Annotated in this window: 18 protein-coding genes and 2 tRNA genes; 10 read left to right on the top strand and 10 right to left on the bottom strand. The window is 56.3% G+C overall.

All coding sequences use genetic code 11. The annotated features are described in order from the left end of the window. Positions 1–202 precede the first annotated feature (202 nt). The 6 genes from KYK14_RS02655 (at position 203) to KYK14_RS02630 (ending at position 6,104) form a co-directional block, all read left to right on the top strand. A complete protein-coding gene (locus tag KYK14_RS02655) occupies positions 203–1,180 on the top strand; it encodes a hypothetical protein (RefSeq protein WP_219156700.1) in 978 nt (325 codons plus the stop codon). A 385-nt stretch (positions 1,181–1,565) separates the two neighbouring features. Further along, on the top strand, positions 1,566–1,745 hold the full coding sequence (locus KYK14_RS02650; protein ID WP_219156698.1) for a hypothetical protein: 180 nt from the start codon (positions 1,566–1,568) through the stop codon (positions 1,743–1,745). Positions 1,746–1,752: 7 nt separating this feature from the next. Next, entirely contained in the window at positions 1,753–2,169 is a 417-nt protein-coding gene (locus KYK14_RS02645) for a DUF1810 domain-containing protein (RefSeq protein ID WP_219156696.1), read from the top strand. A gap of 143 nt (positions 2,170–2,312) precedes the next feature. Further along, the gene (locus KYK14_RS02640) at positions 2,313–3,710 is read left to right on the top strand and encodes a sugar MFS transporter (RefSeq protein WP_219156694.1); all 1,398 of its coding nucleotides are present in this window, start codon (positions 2,313–2,315) and stop codon (positions 3,708–3,710) included. Between the two features lie 271 nt (positions 3,711–3,981). Then, on the top strand, positions 3,982–5,013 hold the full coding sequence (gene murB / locus KYK14_RS02635) for a UDP-N-acetylmuramate dehydrogenase (RefSeq protein ID WP_219156692.1): 1,032 nt from the start codon (positions 3,982–3,984) through the stop codon (positions 5,011–5,013). A 104-nt stretch (positions 5,014–5,117) separates the two neighbouring features. After that, positions 5,118–6,104, top strand: a complete 987-nt coding sequence (locus KYK14_RS02630; RefSeq protein WP_219156690.1) for a mechanosensitive ion channel family protein — start codon at positions 5,118–5,120, stop codon at positions 6,102–6,104. Positions 6,105–6,235: 131 nt separating this feature from the next. Here KYK14_RS02630 and KYK14_RS02625 read toward each other — a convergent pair whose 3' ends face one another. The 4 genes from KYK14_RS02625 to KYK14_RS02610 form a co-directional block, all read right to left on the bottom strand. Next, entirely contained in the window at positions 6,236–8,683 is a 2,448-nt protein-coding gene (locus tag KYK14_RS02625; RefSeq protein ID WP_219156688.1) for an endonuclease MutS2, read from the bottom strand. Between the two features lie 255 nt (positions 8,684–8,938). Next, positions 8,939–9,562: a DUF4136 domain-containing protein gene (locus KYK14_RS02620; RefSeq protein WP_185284027.1), complete on the bottom strand. Its 624-nt coding sequence runs from the start codon at positions 9,560–9,562 to the stop codon at positions 8,939–8,941. Positions 9,563–9,783: 221 nt separating this feature from the next. Next, positions 9,784–10,566 carry a TIGR02757 family protein gene (locus KYK14_RS02615; RefSeq protein WP_219156686.1) on the bottom strand — a complete coding sequence of 261 codons (783 nt, stop codon included), beginning with the start codon at positions 10,564–10,566 and terminating at the stop codon, positions 9,784–9,786. A gap of 226 nt (positions 10,567–10,792) precedes the next feature. Further along, positions 10,793–11,776 carry a LysM peptidoglycan-binding domain-containing protein gene (locus KYK14_RS02610; RefSeq protein ID WP_219156684.1) on the bottom strand — a complete coding sequence of 328 codons (984 nt, stop codon included), beginning with the start codon at positions 11,774–11,776 and terminating at the stop codon, positions 10,793–10,795. A 180-nt stretch (positions 11,777–11,956) separates the two neighbouring features. Here KYK14_RS02610 and kdsB point away from each other — a divergent pair, with 180 nt between their 5' ends. Continuing rightward, complete coding sequence (gene kdsB, locus KYK14_RS02605; protein ID WP_219156753.1) at positions 11,957–12,700, top strand: 3-deoxy-manno-octulosonate cytidylyltransferase; 744 nt, start codon at positions 11,957–11,959, stop codon at positions 12,698–12,700. A 138-nt stretch (positions 12,701–12,838) separates the two neighbouring features. Here kdsB and KYK14_RS02600 read toward each other — a convergent pair whose 3' ends face one another. The 5 genes from KYK14_RS02600 to gap all read right to left on the bottom strand — a co-directional run bounded on the left by KYK14_RS02600 (position 12,839) and on the right by gap (position 16,323). Beyond that, the gene (locus KYK14_RS02600) at positions 12,839–13,243 is read right to left on the bottom strand and encodes a DUF1622 domain-containing protein (protein ID WP_208307482.1); all 405 of its coding nucleotides are present in this window, start codon (positions 13,241–13,243) and stop codon (positions 12,839–12,841) included. Then, complete coding sequence (locus KYK14_RS02595) at positions 13,240–13,809, bottom strand: HPP family protein (protein WP_208307483.1); 570 nt, start codon at positions 13,807–13,809, stop codon at positions 13,240–13,242. The genes KYK14_RS02600 and KYK14_RS02595 overlap by 4 nt, the downstream gene beginning before the upstream one ends. 35 nt (positions 13,810–13,844) lie before the next feature. Further along, a complete protein-coding gene (locus KYK14_RS02590) occupies positions 13,845–14,189 on the bottom strand; it encodes a translation initiation factor (RefSeq protein WP_208307484.1) in 345 nt (114 codons plus the stop codon). A gap of 111 nt (positions 14,190–14,300) precedes the next feature. After that, positions 14,301–15,167, bottom strand: coding sequence for a diacylglycerol/lipid kinase family protein (locus KYK14_RS02585; RefSeq protein ID WP_281421280.1), 867 nt, complete (start codon positions 15,165–15,167; stop codon positions 14,301–14,303). Positions 15,168–15,315: 148 nt separating this feature from the next. Then, positions 15,316–16,323 (bottom strand): type I glyceraldehyde-3-phosphate dehydrogenase, encoded by a 1,008-nt coding sequence (gene gap / locus KYK14_RS02580; RefSeq protein ID WP_185284035.1) that lies wholly within the window; start codon positions 16,321–16,323, stop codon positions 15,316–15,318. Positions 16,324–16,661: 338 nt separating this feature from the next. Here gap and KYK14_RS02575 point away from each other — a divergent pair. The 3 genes from KYK14_RS02575 to KYK14_RS02565 all read left to right on the top strand — a co-directional run bounded on the left by KYK14_RS02575 (position 16,662) and on the right by KYK14_RS02565 (position 17,768). Next, positions 16,662–16,733 (top strand) — tRNA-Glu (locus KYK14_RS02575). A gap of 475 nt (positions 16,734–17,208) precedes the next feature. Next, a tRNA-Glu gene (locus KYK14_RS02570) sits at positions 17,209–17,280 on the top strand. A gap of 248 nt (positions 17,281–17,528) precedes the next feature. Then, complete coding sequence (locus tag KYK14_RS02565) at positions 17,529–17,768, top strand: hypothetical protein (RefSeq protein ID WP_208307486.1); 240 nt, start codon at positions 17,529–17,531, stop codon at positions 17,766–17,768. A gap of 7 nt (positions 17,769–17,775) precedes the next feature. Here the strand turns inward: KYK14_RS02565 and KYK14_RS02560 are convergent, their stop codons facing one another. Further along, on the bottom strand, positions 17,776–19,434 hold the full coding sequence (locus KYK14_RS02560; protein ID WP_219156680.1) for a PAS domain-containing sensor histidine kinase: 1,659 nt from the start codon (positions 19,432–19,434) through the stop codon (positions 17,776–17,778). Positions 19,435–19,571 lie beyond the last annotated feature (137 nt).

Here is a 19,571-nt window from a genome sequence, read left to right as displayed (position 1 = left end):
GAAATAAGTGAAAGCGCAAAGGTCGGGAGTAGCGCGAACTTTGTACCTCGCATATCGTTGGGAGCTAAAATCAGAGCTACCCTACCCTCGCCTCAAGCTAGTTCTAATTCTAGCTATAGCTCTACCCATCCTACCCAATCACTTGCGCTTCCCCATGCGTCCCTCCTTTCTTTTTGACCCTAACAAAAGTAGCCTCTTCTACATGGCGCTGTTTCTAGTGCTGATCGGGGCAGGGCTGGCGGCGTCTAATCTGTTAGGTTCCCATTACTCTATTATTGGTAGTGTGGCGTCCTTTCTAGCCCTGTTCGTGGCGTTTCAGAGCTGGAAAGCGGCCGACAATGCCTCCCGCAAAACCGACGAGGCCCTACAAAAAATGCAGCAGATCAGTCAGGAAACGCAGCAGCTAGTGGAGCGCAGCAACACGGTGGAAGGCCATATCGACAAGGCCGTAACGACCATCAGCGACGCTACCCGCCAGCTCTACCATGGCTTTCAGCCGATTATGACCGAAATCCGCAAGTTTCTGGACGATGCTAAGGGTAGCGAATACGTGGCCATACTCACCGATTCGGCCTCCATTGGCACTTTCTACTCCCGCCACCACCAGCCTCCGCTCAACCCACGCGAGACACAGGCCCTCACCGACCGCATTCAGGCGCTGCTGGTAGACCGTGCCCGCGATGCCCGCGAGTTCTATATGGCTACCCTCACTACCGAAGAAACCTCGGAGCTATTCCCGCCCACCAAAGAAGCTAACACGCTGTTTCACAGCTATACACAGGGCGTGTGGCAGCAGTTTCACCCCGAATTGCAAATCACAGCCGCCGAGTGGAACGAACACCGCCAAGCGCATTACCGGGTGTTGCACGCCGTAAAGCAAGCCTTCCAGGAAACCGCTGCGCAGCACACCGATCAAACCCAGGCGCAACTACCGCCGCACTACGCTACCTCGGTGCTGCCGCTACAGCTATTTATCCGCGCCGATGCACAGGCCAACGAGCCGTTCCGCGCCCTAGTGGTGTTTCTGGGCCAGTATAACCTCGACCGGGTAGCCGACGCCCGCGCTATGCAAACCGCTGACCCTGAACTGGTGCGCACCTTTATCAGCATGTTCGAGTCGCTGACGGGGCAGGATGATATGCCGTCTTATCGGGAGCTGCGGCGGCGGGTGCCGCTGTAGGAAGCGGGAAGTATTTTGGATAGAGTGAGAAGTATTATCTTAGATGACCTGCTAATAACTGGAAATTCAATTCACGTTGCATAAATCTATAGCATATTGCCAATAATCAACATTTATCTACTCTAAGTATATTTTAATTAATTTTTGTTTTCAGCAGACAGATAAACAAATGTTAGAGCAATTGAATCAGGCGATTAAAGAGTAGAATGAAGAGAAACTTGAAAACTGCATAACAATTCTTTTCACCCAGTCAAAAGAAATTGAAAATGTATTCTATAAAATAATTGAAAAGATATTATCAGTAACATGGCATCATCAACATGAGGACGTAGTGAACCTGATCTACCTTAAGAACCTAAGAGACAACATCTTCATAACTCCAATTATGAAAATTGCTCAAATGGCAGAAATTTATAGACCGTTTGATGATGAAATGGAATCAACGCTACGAAAGTGTATTCATGCACTAATGGGTATTCAAACTACCAAAGCACACAAAGCCATAAAATCATTATCAAATACTGGAAATAAAAATGTGAAATACGCTTTAGAAAACTACAAGTAAAATAAACATGCCCAATCTAACCCGCTTCCTCGACGCCCAAAAATCCGACTACCAAACTGCCTTATCCGAAATAAAAAACGGACGAAAGCGCAGCCATTGGATGTGGTATATTTTTCCACAGATACAAGGCTTAGGCTTCAGCGAAACGTCGAAATTCTATGCTATACAAGACGCAGCAGAAGCCGAGGCGTATCTCGCTCATCCTGTTTTAGGAAGCAGATTATTGGAAATCAGCAATGCATTGCTGACGCTCAGTGCCAGCAATGCAACCAGCGTTTTTGGCAGCCCCGATGATCTGAAGCTAAAATCCTCTATGACGCTGTTTGCGTCCCTACCCAAAGCAGATCCAGTTTTTCAGGCCGTGCTGGACAAGTTTTTTAACGGCACCAAGGACAACAAAACGCTGCAAATACTACACAGGTAAAACAACGGCAACATACGACCGCACAATAGGCAAGCGGGATACTATGTTGTAGTGACACGGTAGAGTAGTTACCCCCAAATTCCGTAACATTACTCCCGGCCCGCAAGGGCCGTTTTGTTGTTTCCTCGCTTATTCTTGCCTGTATGGCTGCTCCCATTACTACCTCCTCGCCTACCGCCGCTACGGCTACTACGGGCAGCTACTTCGTGCCCATGGCCGCCATGACGGCCTTGTTCTTCCTGTTTGGGGCCGTCACGAACTTCAACGACGTGCTGATGCCCTACCTCAAAGACGTGTGCCAGCTCACCGACTTTGAGTCGACGGCAGTGCAATCGGCGTTTTTTGGGGCGTATTTTCTGATGTCGCTGCCGGCGGGGCGCATTTTGGAGAAGGTAGGCTATAAGCGCGGCATTGTGCTGGGGCTGCTGATCATGGCCTGCGGGGCGTTGCTGTTTATTCCGGCCGCTAATACGCAGGCATTTGGGCTGTTTTTGGCGGGCCTGGCGGCGCTGGGCGCGGGCGTGACGCTGCTGCAAGTAGCGGCCAACCCCTACGTGGCGGTACTGGGGCCCGCACGGCAGGCAGCCAGTCGCGTGAGCATTGTGGGCGTGGCCAATAACCTGGGCGGCACCCTGTCCCCGCTGGTGGGCGGGCTGTTGCTGTTTGGCGGCTCGGCGGTGCTGAAGGCCCGGCTGGCAGCCCTCCCTACCGCCCAGCGCCTGGCCGAAGAATCGGCGCTGGTGAAAACGCCCTACCTGGGTTTAGCTATTTTCCTAGCGGTGCTGGCAGGCGTATTTTTTCTGCTGAAGCTGCCTGAAATCGACAGCATTCCGGTGGATGAAACCGAAGCTGTGGCGGCGCCAGTGGCCGGCCGTCGCTCGGCGCTGGATTTTCGCCATTTGGTGCTGGGCATTGGGGCTATTTTCCTGTACGTGGGTGTAGAAGTAGGCCTAGGCTCTTTCCTGATTCGCTACGGCGAGGCGCAGGGCATTACGCAACTCAGCAGCTTCACGCAGCAGTTGGTGCGCGGCCTAAGCGCGGCTACCAGCTGGGCAGCCGCTCTGTTCGGCCAGGCTCCCGATCCGATTGACACTACCGCTGGCTTCACTAAAGCGGTGGGGGCCGTGCTGGTGGCCTCCTACTGGTTTGGGTCGATGATAGGACGTATTGTGGGCATTCCGCTGCTGCGCCGCTTCAACGACCGTTTTCTATTGGTAGGGGTGTGCACCATGGGGGTAGGGCTGGTGCTCGCGTCGGTGCTCATGGCCGGCGAAACGGCCCTGTGGCTGATTGTGCTCTGCGGCCTGATGAACTCCATTATATGGCCGGTTATCTTCCCGCTGGCTATCAAGGGGTTAGGAGCATTCACCAAACAAGGTTCGTCTTACCTGATTATGGCCATTGTGGGTGGCGCTATCATTCCGCCCCTCATGGGCTTCATTGCTACCAACGGCGGCGGACTACGCATCGCCTTCATCATACCCGCGCTGTGCTACGCCTACCTGCTGTTCTATGCGGTGAGCGGCTACCGGGTGCGGTAGCGTGAAGCCTAGCGTTGCTAAGCGGCTATTTGCTAGTGAACAATGTAGAGACGCATACTTGCGTCTCATCGGCCGCGCCGTGTAGCCGGAATCGTTCAACGACGGGATGCAAGGATGCGTCTCATCAGCCGCGTTGTGTGGCCGAACTCATTCAACGACGAGACGCAAATATGCGTCTCTACACCGTTCTGGAAGCCTTTTTAGCTAGCCTCTAAATACTAGCGCACGTTTGGATAAAGCGCTGGTTCGCGTTACGGCTTATCTTTGCGCTATGCGTACTCCTACCCTCGAAACCAACGTTTCTCTTCGCTCCTACAACACGTTCGGCATTGATGCCCACGCCCGGCTGTTTGCTCGCTTTGCCAGCGCGGAGGAACTGCGGGCGCTGCTGCAACTGCCCGACGTGCAACAAGCGGAGAAGCTCATTCTCGGTGGCGGGAGCAACCTGCTTTTCACCAAGGACTTCGAGGGGGTAGTGCTCAAAAACGAGATTCGCGGGCTGGAGATTACGGAGGAAGATACGGCCAGCGGCACGGCGCTAGTGCGGGCCGGAGCGGGCGAGTCGTGGCACGGGCTGGTGCAGTTTGCCTTGGATCAGGACCTGAGTGGGATTGAGAACCTGTCGCTGATTCCGGGCACGGTGGGCGCCGCACCGCTGCAAAACATTGGGGCCTACGGTGCCGAGTTGCAGGATACCTTTGAGTACCTGGAAGCCATGGAAATCAGCACCGGCGCGGTGCGTACGTTCGACCGGGCCGCCTGCGGCTTCGGCTACCGCGAAAGCGTGTTCAAAGGTCCGCTGAAAAACCAGTTTATCGTGACCAGCGTGGTATTTCGCCTGCTGCGCGAGGCCCGGCTCAACGTCAGCTACGGGGCCATTGCTACCACTTTGCAGGACATGGGCATCGACACGGACCCTACCCCCCGCCAAGTGAGCGAGGCGATTATCAGCATCCGCCGCAGCAAGCTCCCCGACCCTGCCGAAATCGGCAACGCCGGCTCGTTCTTCAAAAATCCTGAACTCTCCCAGCATAAGTACGACGAGTTGAAAGTCGCCTACCCCGACCTGCCCGGCTACCCCGTGCCCGGCGGCGTGAAGGTGCCCGCAGCCTGGCTGATTGAGCACAGCGGTTGGAAAGGCCACCGCCGCGGCGACTACGGCGTGCACGACCGGCAGGCGCTGGTGCTAGTAAACCACGGCGCAGCACGCGGCGCCGATATTCAAGCGCTGGCGTATGAGATTATTGCATCGGTGCGGGCCAAGTTTGGCGTGGAGCTGCACCCCGAGGTGAATATCATGTAGCAGAAGTCTCTGCTGGTAACCCTGGAGCGGCAACTTACGTGTCTACTGTCAAGCTCCTACCAACTGCCCGCTATGCTGCTGGCAGGTTACCAGTGCGTATTTCTATGAATTTTTCTATTGCCTGGCAGAAGATAAATGCCATGGGCAGGGATTTTATGGCCCTGCTACCCAACCTGATTCTGGGGATTGTTGTCTTCGTTATCTTCCTGTTTATTGCCAGCGGCGTCCGGTCGCTGGTTCGGAAAGTGACGGCCAGCCGCCAGCAAAGTCAAAGCCTGACGCTGCTATTAAGCCGGCTGGCCTACGTATTTATGCTGATTGTTGGCATTCTGGTCACGTTCACCGTCATGATTCCCAGCTTCACCCCTACTACGCTCATCAGCGCGCTGGGGGTAGGCGGCGTGGCCATCGGCTTTGCATTCAAAGACATCTTTCAGAATTTCCTGGCGGGTATTCTGCTTCTGCTCACCGAACCGTTCAAAATCAACGACCAGATTAAATACAAAGATTTTGAGGGCACTGTCGAAACCATTCAGACCCGCGCCACCACCATCAAAACCTATGATGGCCGTCGGGTGGTGATTCCGAACGCTGAACTTTTCATCAACTCCGTAACCGTAAACACGGCCTACGAAAAGCGCCGCCTGCAATACGACGTGGGAATTGGCTACGGCGACGATATTGCCAAGGCGCGCCAGTTGATGCTAGAGGCTATGCGCGAGGTAGAAGGCGTGCTTTCTGACCCGGCCCCGGAAGCCTTGGTGGTAGATTTGGCTGATAGTACCGTGAACCTACGCGCTCGTTGGTGGATCAACCCGCCCCGCCGCTCCGACTACATGGAGTCGATGGACGGCGTGCTGGAGGCCATCAAAAACAAGCTGGTACTCAACGGCATCGACCTGCCTTTCCCTACCCAGCAAATCCTGCTGCACGACCAGACCGAAGAAACCGACGGCGACCGGCGCGCCCAGCGCGAAGGCTGGCCCGCCGGCAACGGCGACGTGCCCCGCCCTGCCCGCGAAATCCCCCGCCCCGAGCCCGAAACCACGCCGGCTTTGGAAGAGAAAGCTACGGAAGAGAAACCGGCCTAGTTTGCTTTTGCGCAAAGAAAAAGCCCCTACACTACTTGTTTAGTGTGGGGGCTTTTTAGTTGTTGATGAGCGCACGGCTATAGCATGCAGTCCTGACGAGTGGACGCCTGCAAGGCACCCCTACACATAGTTTACTTCAGCACAGCCAGCGTTACGCCGTCGCCGCCGCGGTCGGCGTGCTCGTCGCCCACGGTGGCAATGCTGCGCACGGAGCGGAGGTAGTCGCGCACCACTTGGCGCAAGATGCCATTGCCACGGCCGTGCAACACCTTGATTTCGGGGATGCCGAACATCACGGCGTCGTCTACGAAGGCCATTACTTTGTGCAGAGCGTCCTCGGCCCGCTCGCCGCGTAGGTCGAGGGTAGGGCTGAAATCGGCCATGCGACCCGTGAGGTCCATGCCCGCGCCGGCACCGGAGTACACGGCTTTTTCGGCCTTCTTCTCCCGCTCGCGCACTTCGGCCCGGCTCAGCTTTTCGAGCTGGCTCACCTTCACGAAGGTTTTCATGCCGCCGAATAGCACCTCAGCGTTTTTGCCCTTCACCCCAATGATTTCGCCGTGGCCTTCCTGCCCGAGCAGGGCTACCCGGTCGCCGGCCTTTAGGGTAGCGGCGTCGGCCATTTCGCGGGTAGGGCGGGGCTTGGGCGGCTCTATTTGCAGCTTTTCGCGCACAAACGTATCGAGCTTTTGGCGAGCCTCCTTGGTCTGCTCCTTCTCGGCCTGCGAGCGGCGGATTTCGGTGATAGTCGCCTCAATCTGCTGATTGGTGTCTTTCAGCAGCGCTTTGGCTTTCTGCTTGGCGTCGCGCAGTACGTCGAGCTGGGTTTCTTCGAGGTAGCGCTTCAGGTCTTGATATTCCTGAGCCGCTTTCTTCAGTCGGCGCTCCTGCTTCGTGGCTTCGGCGGTACGCTGCTCTAGCTCGGTTTTCTCTTTTTCAAGACCTTCGAGCAGGCGGTCGTAGCGGATTTTATCCTTGCCTACCAGCTGGGTAGCGCGCTCCACAATCTGCTTGGGCAACCCAATTTTGCGCGCAATCTCGATGGCAAACGACGAGCCCGGCTTGCCGATTTCCAGGCGGTAGAGCGGTTGCAGCTGCTCGGGGTCGTAGCGCATGGCGCCGTTTACGATGCCCGCCGTGCGCTCGGCGAAGTTCTTGAGGTTGGTGTAGTGGGTGGTGACTACCCCAAACGCCCGCACCTGATTGAGTTGATTGAGCACGGCTTCGGCAATGGCGCCGCCCAGTACGGGCTCGGTACCAGTACCAAATTCGTCAATCAAAATCAGGCTGCGCTTGCCGGCGAATAGCAGAAACTGCTTCATGTTCAGCAAGTGCGAGGAGTACGTACTCAAGTCGTTTTCCAGGCTCTGCTCGTCGCCGATGTCCAGAAATACGTCCTCGAATACGCCCGCCTCGGAGGTGCCGTCGGCCGGAATCAGCAGGCCGCATTGCAGCATGTACTGCACCAGCCCTACCGTCTTCATGGCCACGGACTTACCCCCAGCGTTCGGCCCCGAAATCAGCAAAACGCGCTGCTCCGGCGTCAGGTCGATATCCAGCGGCACCACCTCGCGGGGTGCTTCCTGCGGCTCGTCGCTGTTACGCTTCTTCTTACTCTGCTCCTGAAACGCGAGGTACAGCAGCGGGTGGCGCACGGTGCGCCACTGCATCAGCGGGCGCGGGTGCAGGGTAGGCAGTGTGGCTTCCAGGCGCTGCGCCAAGCGGGCTTTGGCCCGAATGAAATCAATCAGCCCCAGGTACTGGTAGGCCTTGCGCAGGTCGGGAATGTGCGGGCGGAGCTGGTCGGTGAGCGAGGTCAAGATGCGAATCAGCTCGCGCTGGTAGGCATTGTCTAGGTCCTTGATGTCGTTGTTCAGCTCGAACACCGCTTCCGGCTCGATATACACCGTCTGGCCCGTCGCCGATTCATCGTGGATTAGGCCTTTCACGCGGCGCTTGTGCTCAGCCAGCACCGGCAGCACCAAGCGCCCACCCCGAATGGTCGGCTCAGCCCCATCGGGCACCCAGCCTTGCTCGCGGGCGTGGCGCAACACGCCCGCAATCTGCTTACGCAGCATTCCCTGGCGATTGATCAGCTCCTGGCGTAGCTGGAACAGCAGCGGCGAAGCATTGTCGCGCACGTGGCCGTCGTCGTCCACTACCTTATCCAAGGTAGCCAACAAGTTGCGGTCTACCTGCACGCCAATGCCTAGCAGGCGCAGGGTAGGATACAGTCCCTCTTCGGCGTGCACGAAAAACACCAGCGCTTCCCGGATGGTCCGCAGCGACATTTTGATGGCGAAAAACGCCGTTACGTCGAGGTAGGCGCCGGGCAGGTTGGCGCGCACCAAGTGCTGGTGCACATCGTGGTAGTGCTGGCCGGGAAAGTCGGCGCCGGATTGCAGCAGCTGGCGAAATTCGTCGGTTTGTTGCAGTAGCTTCAGCAGCTGGTCGTGCTTGGTCTGAAACTGCATTTTGGCTACAAACTGCCTACCCAACGTGCTCAGGCAGAAGGAGTCCAGTAGCTCCCGCAGCTGCGAGAAGCCTATTTTATGTTCGAAGTTATTCGGAAAAATCAATAGTAAAGTGCGCGTTGCGATTTTGATAGAACGTACAAAGATAAACACCGATGCATGGCAGAAAGATTCGCTTTGCACGATATATAGCGTGGTTTTTACGGCGACGCAGCTGGGTAGGGCACAACGTTTCTTCCGGACGGGCCGTGTACCGGTCAGCTCTTTCATAAGTGCATCGTCACCACGATGCAGCACAAAGCAAAAGGCCAGCGCATCAGCACTGGCCTTTTATTCGTATAACTACTTGGCAGCAAGCAACTATAGTTTGTCGCCACGGTATTCATATTTATTAAATATCTGCCCGACGGCTGTGTACACTTTGTTTTTGTCTTTATCAAAAGCGTTACCGTTAGTTAGACCAGAAGCATAGCCCTGCCACACTTCTACACTTTTGTTGCGGTCAATCATCTGTACCAAGATACTACCCCGATCCAGTTTCACTTGGTTGCGTGTATTATAGGCGTAGGTTTCGTTGGCACCCCAGTAACCGGTGCCCAGATTTTCGTTGGATCTGATTTCGGTAGGCTGGTCGAATACCCGAAAGTTCAGCAGCAGGTCGCCGCCGCTAGGCGAGTACGTGTAGCCCCGCGAAACCATTTCATGGTCCACGGCGTCGCGCACCATAGCTTTGAATACCAAGTCGTTGAGAAAGTACACCGTATTGGCCTCATCGCGCACCTGCGAGGCCCAGGAATACGTTTTGTACTTCGTGAAATCTACAGCGTCGGAGTTATCAGTAGTAGACACGCTACTGTACGGGGTAGCGGTTTGGTTGGCATCGCCACGTTCGTCGCTACCTACTACTACTGCCGATTCGGAACCGGAGCAGCCAGCTATACCGGCGGCTAATCCACAAGCGAGGAATAAAGAAGTTATTTTCATGATTTTCAGCGTTTTTGTGAAAAAATATCTATACTTTATTTACGCTGAGCAATCTATATCGTTTAAAATATGACAATATTTTATAATATTTCAACGGAATTATACCATTATAATTAGACGCTATTTTGCCTTCTGAAGCAGAAGCTATATATGCTGTTTATCGCATTATAATGGCTGTTACCAGCACTTAACGGCGATGAGATTATTCAAGCAATTTCCTGCTATAAAGCTGCTCGTTGCTTGTTTGCTAGCTTCTCTTCCACACCTAGTCCAAATAGCGCAAAATCGTACTTCACGGGGTCTTTTGGGTCGAACGTGCGTAGGTGAGTCGTGAGGTCTTCGGCGGCTTGCCAATCTACAAGGGTGCGCGTCATGAGGCCCAGGCGGCGGGCAATACGCTCTACGTGCACGTCGCAGGGGCAAATAAGGTCGGCAGGCGCGAGGCGCGTCCAAAGGCCAAAATCCACGCCACGCGCGTCGGTGCGCACCATCCAGCGCAGGTACATATTCACGCGTTTGCAAGCCGAGCCGCGGGCCGGAGTAGCCACATGCTTGCGGGTGCGCTGAGGCGCGTCGTCGAGACTGAAGAATAGATTGTGAAAGTTTTGTAACCGCTCTTTTTGCGTGGCGCCGTGCAAAAACGCATCCTCCAGCGACGCGTGCTGCTGGTAGTACCACCGCAGCCAGTGCACGAAATACAGCAGGTCCGTATCGCAGAACGTGCGGTGACAAAAGCCCAGCAGCTGCTTCAGGTCCTCGTCGGAGTGATGCAACACGAACTGGTAGGGTGCGTCGTCCATGCGGCGCAGCAGCTCGCTGGTTTTGCTGATGATGGTTTTGCGCTGCCCCCAGGCCAGCAGCGCCGCAAACAGCCCACTGATTTCAATATCCTGCTTCTGCGTGAAGCGGTGCGGCAGGCTGATGGGGTCGTTGTCGATGAAAGCGGGCTGGTCGTAGCGGTCGTAGTGCTCCTCCAGAAAATCCCGCAGCTGGGCGGTGTTCATGTAATAAGAGACTGACTGAGAGTCTGTTTGGGTTAAATACAAACGTGTAGAGACGCATACTTGCATCTCATTGCATGCGCCATATCTACGAAATCGTTCAACGATGAGACGCAAGTATGCGTCTCTACACCCTGTCAACGGCCCACCGATTTAACGAAAACAGATTCTGAGTGATTAAGAAGCCTTCTTGAGCATGCACTCAGTTACTCTCCCACTCAATCACTCTTTACGGCACGTAGGAAGTTTCGACGCGGAAGCGCTGGTCGGGGGTGACGAGGCGCTGCACGGCGCGGGGCGAGAGGCGCACCAGCATATTGGCGTTGTCGCCAGTGTCGGGCAGGTGACCGATTACGCGCACGTACACCGACTGGCCATTCATGATATTGCGCACCTGCATGATGGTGCCCACCGGCGCGGTTTTGTGTAGGGCTAAGTACTTCTCGGTGGTAGAGCCTTCGATGATGGCAGCTAGGCCGCTTTCGCGCACGCGGCTCACAATTTCACTGGCGTGCTCGGGGGCCCGTTCCTCCTCGGGGCCGTCGGTGGTGGCGGTTTCAGTGGGCGCCGGCGCGGGAGTTTCCTTCGGGCGGTTGCGGTCGGGGTCTTCGGGGCGGGGCGCGGCAGCCGGTGGCGCTACCACCGTTGGCGCGGGCCGGGTAGGCGCCGGCTTGGCCGCAGCCACGCTGCCAGCGGCAGCCGGCACAATAATCAGCGTCTGGTTGGCATTCACGACACCCGATGCGGGCAGGCGGTTCAGCCGAATCAATTCTGTGGTGCTCACCCCGTAGCGCTGGGCAATGGAAAACAGCGTCTGGCCGGGCTTCACAGTATATAAGCGGTTGCCGCGGGCATCGGTGGGTAGGGCGCGGGCAGCGGGCGTTGCGGCAGAGGCCGCGGCAGCAGTAGCGGTGCGGGTAGCGGGGGCAGGCGTGAGCACCACGCGGGTGCGGGGCACCAGCACTACCTGGCCTTTCACTAGGGCACCCTGCAACTGCGGGTTGGCCTCCACAATGCTTTCCACCGTCACCTTATAGCGCCGCGACAAGCCGTACAGCGTTTCGCCGGCGGTTACCAGGTGCTTGATCAGCATTTTATTGCCCCTATATTCTACCCCAATGGAATCGGGCAGCGCGGCCGGCGGCAATGTAGTGGCACAAACAGCACGGCTTGCACCTACAAGTAGCACCAACAAAAAGGAAAGACGAATCATAACAACTATATCGTGGAAAAGAGCACCGGGCAACCTCACGCTCCAGCCCACGCTTTTTACCCGTAATAAGGCCGAAAGATAAAGATTAATCTCCGCACAGTACCATTCTTCAGTAGGAAACGCGGACGGAAAGGTGCTTATTTTGCGGCGTTTCTGATTTTCTCTACCCTCCCGCCCATGTTGCACGCCATTGGTATCATTCCGGCCCGCTATGCTTCTACCCGCCTACCCGGCAAGCCACTGATTGACCTAGGTGGTCAGTCCATGATTCAGCGGGTGGTGAACCAGGCCCGGCAAGCCCACCTGAGCCGCGTGGTAGTAGCCACCGACGATGCCCGCATTCACCAGCACGTGCTGGATTTTGGGGGTGAAGCCGTGCTGACTGCCTCCGACCATCCCAGCGGCACCGACCGCGTGTACGAAGCCTACCAGTTGCTAGGCGAAACGGCCGACTGCGTAGTGAATATTCAGGGCGACGAGCCGTTTATTCATCCCGCGCAAATCAACCTGTTGCTGGATTTGTTTGCCGATGCGGAAACGCAAATTGGCACGCTGGTGAAACATGTGGTGAGTGAGGAGGAACTACGCAGCCCGCACTTGCCCAAAGTAGTGCTGAATACGCGGGGCGAAGCGCTGTACTTCAGCCGCCACCCCCTACCCTACCAGCGCCAGCACAACCCCGCCGACTGGCTGGCTTACCACCACTACCTGCGCCACATTGGCCTCTATGCCTACCGTCCTGCTGTGCTGGCCGAGCTAACCCGCCTACCCCCTTCCCCCCTCGAAATAGCTGAGAGCCTGGAGCAGCTGCGGTGGCTGGAACACGGCTACCGCATCCGCACTGCTGAAACTGAGTTGGCTACCCTGGGCATCGACACGCCGGAAGATGTAATTCGCGCCTTAGCACAGATTTTAGGAGAATAAGAAAGTAGAGCTGTCATCCTGAGCTTGCGAAGGACCTTCTTACGCTAGAACGGGTCGTTGGTACTTGTGCGCTTGTCGTACAGATGTGAGAAGGTCCTTCGCAAGATCAGGATGACATATTTTTCAACTCACACCTTCCTACCCTCCTTCGCTCCCCGATGCTTGGGCGGCTACTTTCTTTTCCTGCTCAGAAGCGCTTTCCTCTTTCATCTCAATAGATAGGAAATAGTTGAGGGCAGTACGGATAACGGCAATGGCGCCTAGCTTACCGATTTGTTCCCAGCCGGGTGCAATGGCGGTACTCAGCACGTCGGCGCCTAGCTCAAATTCTAGTGCCACGGCCAGGTAGCGAGCCAGCATCAGGCGGATGGCGTTGAAGTTGGCTGTTTGTCGCCGCAGGAGAGCCATCACAAACTGGCTGCCTGCTATGAGCACGCCCAGCGCAATAATAGCTGCTCCAATGGCCTCTACGGCCAGCTTGATCCATTGTACGGCGGCAATTACGGAGCCTTCGACTCCCAGACTTTCGGGGGTAGCAATCATTGTGGTTGGGTAAGGGCCGCGGCGGCAGCAGAAGACGTACGGGTAAGGCGGCGCAACAGCCAAACTGACCCCCGTTGCAGAGCCACGAGCACCAGAATCAGCCCCACGGCAGCCCCGAATAGCAACAGGTTATCGGCCTTTTGCCCCTGAAAGGCGAAGCTGAGAGCCGTGGATACGGCCGGCGGGTGCACTGCGTCCAGCACCACCATCAGCCCGATAACCGTGAGCATGGCCAATGCAGCGGGGAGGTAGCCCGGCCCCAGCCACGCGTAGAAGCCAAAACCTGCCAGCGCCGCCGCGCATTGCGAGAGCAGCAGCGTACGGCCACTGTTGGTCGCGTGCTCGGGGTCGAGGTAGATAAGAAAAGCACTGGAAGCCAAAGAGGCAAACAGCAGCCGCTGGTGGCTATATACCTCCACCAAGGCCAGTACCGCCAGCACTGTAGCCGTGGGTAGCAAGGCTAACAGCAGCTCGGCGCGCACGCTCAGACGCTTGCGGCCTACGCCGCGGGACGGTGCATCGGCAAGCGGAGCGGTTGATTGTTGAGAGGGAGCAGAGGGGGCCATACTGGCTTATGCATACGCCCACATGCAAGGCTGGTTTAGCCGCCTGCCTTTTTTGCCTTGTAGCCAGCAGCTAGTAGCACAGCCATCACTTTATCGCGAAAGTCGCCCTGGATGAGGATTTCGCCGTCTTTGGCATTGCCGCCTACCCCGCACTTTGTTTTCAGCAGTTTGCCCAGGGTTTGCAGGTCGGCATCAGTACCTACGAAGCCGGTTACGAGGGTGACTTGTTTGCCGGCACGGGCTTTTTTGTCGAGCTGCACGCGCAGGTTTTGCTGCTGAGGTGGCAGCGTCGTTACTACAGCTTCGTCATTGTATTGATAAGCAAAATCGGCGTTGGTGGAATACACAACTCCTTCAGGTCTCTTCTTGTCGGCTTTCATAGGGTGAAGTTATGAAATGGGAAAGTAGTGCGTTTGATGTTCTGGCTGCACGGTTTGGGAAAATGGCGTAGTTCGTGCAACCAAAATATCAAACGCACCACTACATTATTTTCAAACAGCCACTTCCAGCGCCAATGGCGTCAGCTCCACGGCAAAGTTGGTGGCTTCTCCTTTATAATCGCCATCTACGTGGAAGCCGAGCGGCTGGGCGGCTTCTACCCGTACCTGCTGCGCGGTGTGGTATACGGCTGCGCTCGAGGTAGGCAGATTGCCCAGCGCCAGCCCTACCCCCACGCGCACGGCCCGCAACAAGGGTAGCGCATCAATCAGGCATAGATCCAGTAGACCATCTTGGATGTTGGCATTCGGAGCGATGTAAGCATTGTTGCCGTACTGCGCGGCGTTGGCAAAGGCCAGCACATAGCAGTTAGTTTCCAGCACGTTATCGGCAAAATGCACCTGTACCGGCGTGGGCTGGTAGTGGCGGTATTCGTGCAGGGCTACCTTCACGTAAGTAACCAGCCCGCGGGTGCCGGCCACGGCAAAGCACTTACTCACGTGCGCGTCGAACCCTACCCCCGCCGTGCAGAAAAACTGGTGCCCATTGATGCAGCCCACGTCAATACGCTGGAACTCTGGCGCATTCAAGCGCTTAATGGCCGCCGACAGCCCCAGCGGCACGTGCAGGTGGCGAGCCAGGCCGTTGCCGGAACCGCGGGGCAAGATGCCTAGTGCAGCCCCCGTACCCAGCAGCCCCCTTCCTACCTCGTTCACCGTGCCATCGCCCCCCACGGCCACTACCACCCGGCAGCCGGCTTCGGCAGCTTCGCGGGCCAGCAGCACGGCGTGGCCGGCATACTCGGTGTGACGCACTTCGTAGGTCACCCGCGCCGGGTCGAGGTAGCGCGCCAGCAGGCCCGCCACATCTTGCCGACGATTGGTGCCGGACATTGGATTCAAAATAAAACAGATGCGCAAGGTGGTGAGTAGTGAGTTTGAACGATTGGGTAGTGGTAAGGGAATTCGTTTGGCGCTCAAAAGTCGACAAATCTATTTTTATGCTACAACAAAAAAGCGGCCTACCCCAGTGGGGCAGGCCGCTTTTTGATATAAGGCAATGCGGAGCTTAGCCCTGCATTTTTACGCCCAGCTTCTCGATGAGGTCAGCGGTGCGCGAGCTGTAGCCGATTTCGTTGTCGTACCAGCCTACCACTTTCACCAGCGTGCCGTTAGCGGCCGTCAGTTGCGAGTCGAAGATGCACGAGTGCGTGTTGCCTACGATGTCGATGCTTACCAGCGGATCGGTGCTGTACTCCAGGATGCCTTTCAGCGGACCTTCGGCAGCCGTTTTGATGGCTTCGTTGATCTGCTCTTTGGTCACTTCCTTCTTCAGGATAACGGTCAAATCGGTGGTAGAGCCGTCTGGAATAGGCACGCGCATGGCGATACCATCGAGCTTGCCTTTCAGCTGGGGCAGTACCAGACCTACGGCCTTGGCGGCGCCGGTGCTGGTAGGAATGATGCTATATGCAGCAGCGCGGGCACGACGCAGGTCTTTGTGCGGCGCGTCTTGCAGATTCTGGTCCGAGGTGTAGGCGTGCACCGTGGTGATGTAGCCCTTCTCAATGCCAAACGCATCGTCCAGCACCTTGGCCATAGGGGCCAAGCAGTTGGTGGTGCAGCTGGCGTTCGAGAGAATGGTCTCGTCGCCGGTCAGGATGTCTTCGTTTACGCCCAGTACTACCGTCGGGATGTTGCCGGTAGCTGGAGCCGAAATCACTACTTTCTTGGCACCAGCGGTGAGGTGCTGGCCAGCACCTGCCTCATCTACGAAGCGGCCAGTCGATTCCAGCACTACATCAATACCCATGTCGCCCCAGGGCAACAGCTTGGGGTCGCGCTCGGCCAGGGCCGTAATGCGCTGACCGTTCACGGTCAGGCTGTCCTCGTCGTACGATATATCGCCGTCGAAGCGGCCGTGCAGCGAGTCGTACTTGAGCAGATGGGCGAGCGTTTTGTTATCGGTCAGGTCGTTGATGGCAACCACCTCCACGTTGTCGCGCTTGAGCAGCGACCGGAACGTGAGGCGGCCAATGCGGCCAAATCCGTTGATGGCGACTTTAATCTTAGCCATAGCAGGAAAAAGGGGTTAATCGGCCCACACAAGTGCGGGTCGGGTTTAGGGTTAGGCGAGGCGAAGGTAAAGGGCCTCCTTAACTTCGCCAAATTAACCCGCCAGATAGGACAAGTGTTTCGGAAGTGCTTCCGCGCTGGCAGGTAAGTGTCCTCTAGTACGTACAGAAGGCGGTCCGTAGCTATTCCATTTTCAATGATGAGGTAAAAACGAAAAATTTTCTACCTGTAAATCAATCTATTTGCCAGCGGACACACTTTTTTTTCGCGTCAGATATTGCGCTGAAGCTTCCCTACGCTACTTTTGCAGCACCAAAGCGCATCAGGGTTTAGTTATCTGGTCCGTTCGTCTAGGGGTTAGGACAGTAGATTTTCATTCTACCAACAGGGGTTCGATTCCCCTACGGACTACTCCCCCGCTTTGCAAGGCCTTCTGCTCCCCAGCAGAAGGCCTTTTTTGTTGCTTTTTGTTGCGGCGTTTGCGACTTGCAAGTAGCCCTATAGCGCAGCTGAAATATATTCTCGGGATTTTTACTACACGTTTTCCGTGAGCAAAGGCGTGCTGTCTACGCGGGAGGCCGACCGGAAACGCAAGTTTCCCAGCGAAGCCGCGATTCTCCATTTTCTCTGCACCAACGGGTAGGACGTGCTACCCAATGGCTCCGTCACAAACTCGGCCACCAGCAACACTTACTTTCGGTATATGCTGAAGCACCGCCAGCCGCTTAGCAGCGCCAGCCCTGGTTTTCAGTAGCTTAACAAGGCCCGGAAAGCCTAATGGAAATGCAGCAATAAGCCCTTGCAATATTTTTTTTACAGCCTGCTTGCATTCTTATTATCTAGTATTACCTTTGCAGCACCAAAGCGCACCAGGGTTTAGTTATCTGGTCCGTTCGTCTAGGGGTTAGGACAGTAGATTTTCATTCTACCAACAGGGGTTCGATTCCCCTACGGACTACTCCCCCGCTTTGCAAGGCCTTCTGCTCCCCAGCAGAAGGCCTTTTTTGTTGCTCAAACAAGGTATTTTTACTGACTGCAACTGTGTATTTACTGACTACGGTGCTACCAGTTCTGCCAATAGTATTTTTTACAGCTACCTTAATTACGTAGTTGTTACTAAGTCACTTACGGGTTTATACGATTGAATCTTTCTACACTATTCGGCAATTTTGTTACTCGTTCTATCCTCCCCTTTCCACTATTCTTATGGCTCACAATCCTAAATTCGGCCCCTTTGCCCAGACGCCGCAACAGCGGGCGCACGTGCTTCGGCAAATGCTGATTGTGCGGGAAAATATGGGGCTCAAAACGCCAACTCGCGCTCAGGCCCTATATCAACGGTACGTGGCTGGCGAATTGAGTTGGCAGGAAGTCTGCGACTTGCTGGCTGCGCCCAGCGCTCTACCCTCACCCGTACCCTTCGGCTCCGACCGTCAGTCGCTTTAGGTGCCGCTCAGCTTATGCTTGGCACGGTAGCCGACCTATCCGGGGTCAGGGGTAGGAAAACCGTAATGTCCGTCCCCTGCTCCTTCTCCGAGTCGACGTTCAGGGTACCGTTCAGCAAGCGCACCCGGTCGCGAATGGCGCTCAGCCCCAAGCCATCGGAGGAAGAGGGCTGTTGCGCGTCGAAGCCCTGGCCGTTGTCGCGGGCCTGGAGGATGAGGTAGCCGTGTTCCTCGCGTAGGTACAAACTTGCCTGCGTGGCCTGAGCGTGCTTCACGATGTTGTTGGTCAGCTCCTGCGCCATTCGGTACACAGCAATTTGCAGGTTTTTGGGGATGCTGGTTGGTAGGGTCTGCACGTGGCAGCGTAGCTGCAAGGCTGGGCTGCTGCAAATCTGGCAGATATCCCTCATAGCAGCCTCCAGGCCAAAGTCTTCCAGCGTGGTGGGCACCAACTGGTGCGACAACGTACGGGCCTGCTTGATGGCGCTGGACAACAGTTGCTCTATCTTCGCTTTCACTTGCTGCGAAACTTGGTCGTCCCCTACCTGAATATGGTCGAGGTGCAGCTTGGCGGCGTACAGCGACTGCCCCAGCCCGTTGTGCAACGACTCCGCAATGCGGCGCTTCTCAACTTCCTGGGCGTTCAGCACGGCATCGGCGAGGCGCTGCTGCTGGGTAGCCCGCTCGGCTTCCGCCAGCTTGCGGTCTGTGATGTCGCGCCAGCTGGCGTGCACCAACGCGCTACCCACTTCTTCAGGAATACTGGTAAGAAGCACTTCCTCCCAAAACGGCTCGCCGTTGGCCCGCAGGCGGCACCACTCAAACTGCAAAGAGCCGCGCAGCAGCGTTTCTTCCCAATACTGATTGGCCAGGGAGTAGGACCGCAGGCCATTAGGCTGCTTCTCGGGCGAGAAGGCCGAGGCATGCTGGCCAAGTAAGGCTTTTCTATCGGGTAGCTGCAACAGGCGCAGGACGCTGTCGTTGCAGTCCACAAACCGATTGTCGCGCAGCAGCAGCATACCGTCTTCGCTCAGCTCGAAGAGCGTTCGGAACCGCTTTTCGCTGATGGTCAATGCTTGCTGCGCCTGGTATTGCTCCGTTACATCAAACAAAGCCAAGCGGCAGCATAGCTCAGATAGGTCCGCAGACGTGGCCATGCCTTCCAGGCGGGCATAAAACAAAATGTTGTCGACACGGCGCATGGGCAGCGTCAGGGTCTGCCGATGTCCGGTGCTGAGTAGCCGTTGCAGAAATTCTACGAATGGCTCCCGGCTGCTCATTTCCACAAACAGCGCTAAGCGCCGCCCCAGCAACTGCTGCCTTGGGGCGCCCAATAGCTGGCTGGCGCGCAGGTTTAGCTGTTGCAGTTGCCCATTGGCGGCGATGGTGCAGTAGCCAATGGGCGCAAACTCGTATAGATCAATGTACTGCGCCCGGCTTTTTTCGGCTTCCATTTGGGCCAGCAGCAGTTCTTCGTACTGCATTTCCAGCTCAATCTGGTGCACTTGCAATTCCTGCACCAGTTGCCGCACTTCGGCCGGCGTATCAACTGGTGTGGGCTGCGTAACCAGATAGCGGCGCTGCTCGGTGCGCTGGCGCAGGCTCTCCAGCGCTGCCTTAGCGCGGGAAACATCTTGAGGTTGCTCTCCTTCTTCAAGCCTTCCCATACAACAAGCCGGTTATAGATAATGAATTTGGTAGGTAGTGGGGGTAGGAACAGAGCCGGAGTGTAGTTGAAAAAGCCAGGCAGCCGCTTTCTGTCCTGCTAAAGATATACGGGCTTTTCCTACCCTATAAAGAACCA

Origin of the sequence: Hymenobacter profundi, from assembly GCF_019334315.1 — a bacterium.
Taxonomy (GTDB): Bacteria; Bacteroidota; Bacteroidia; order Cytophagales; family Hymenobacteraceae; genus Hymenobacter; species Hymenobacter profundi.
The sequence above is the reverse complement of the archived record's forward strand: the minus strand, read 5'-3'. Positions and strand labels throughout refer to the sequence as shown.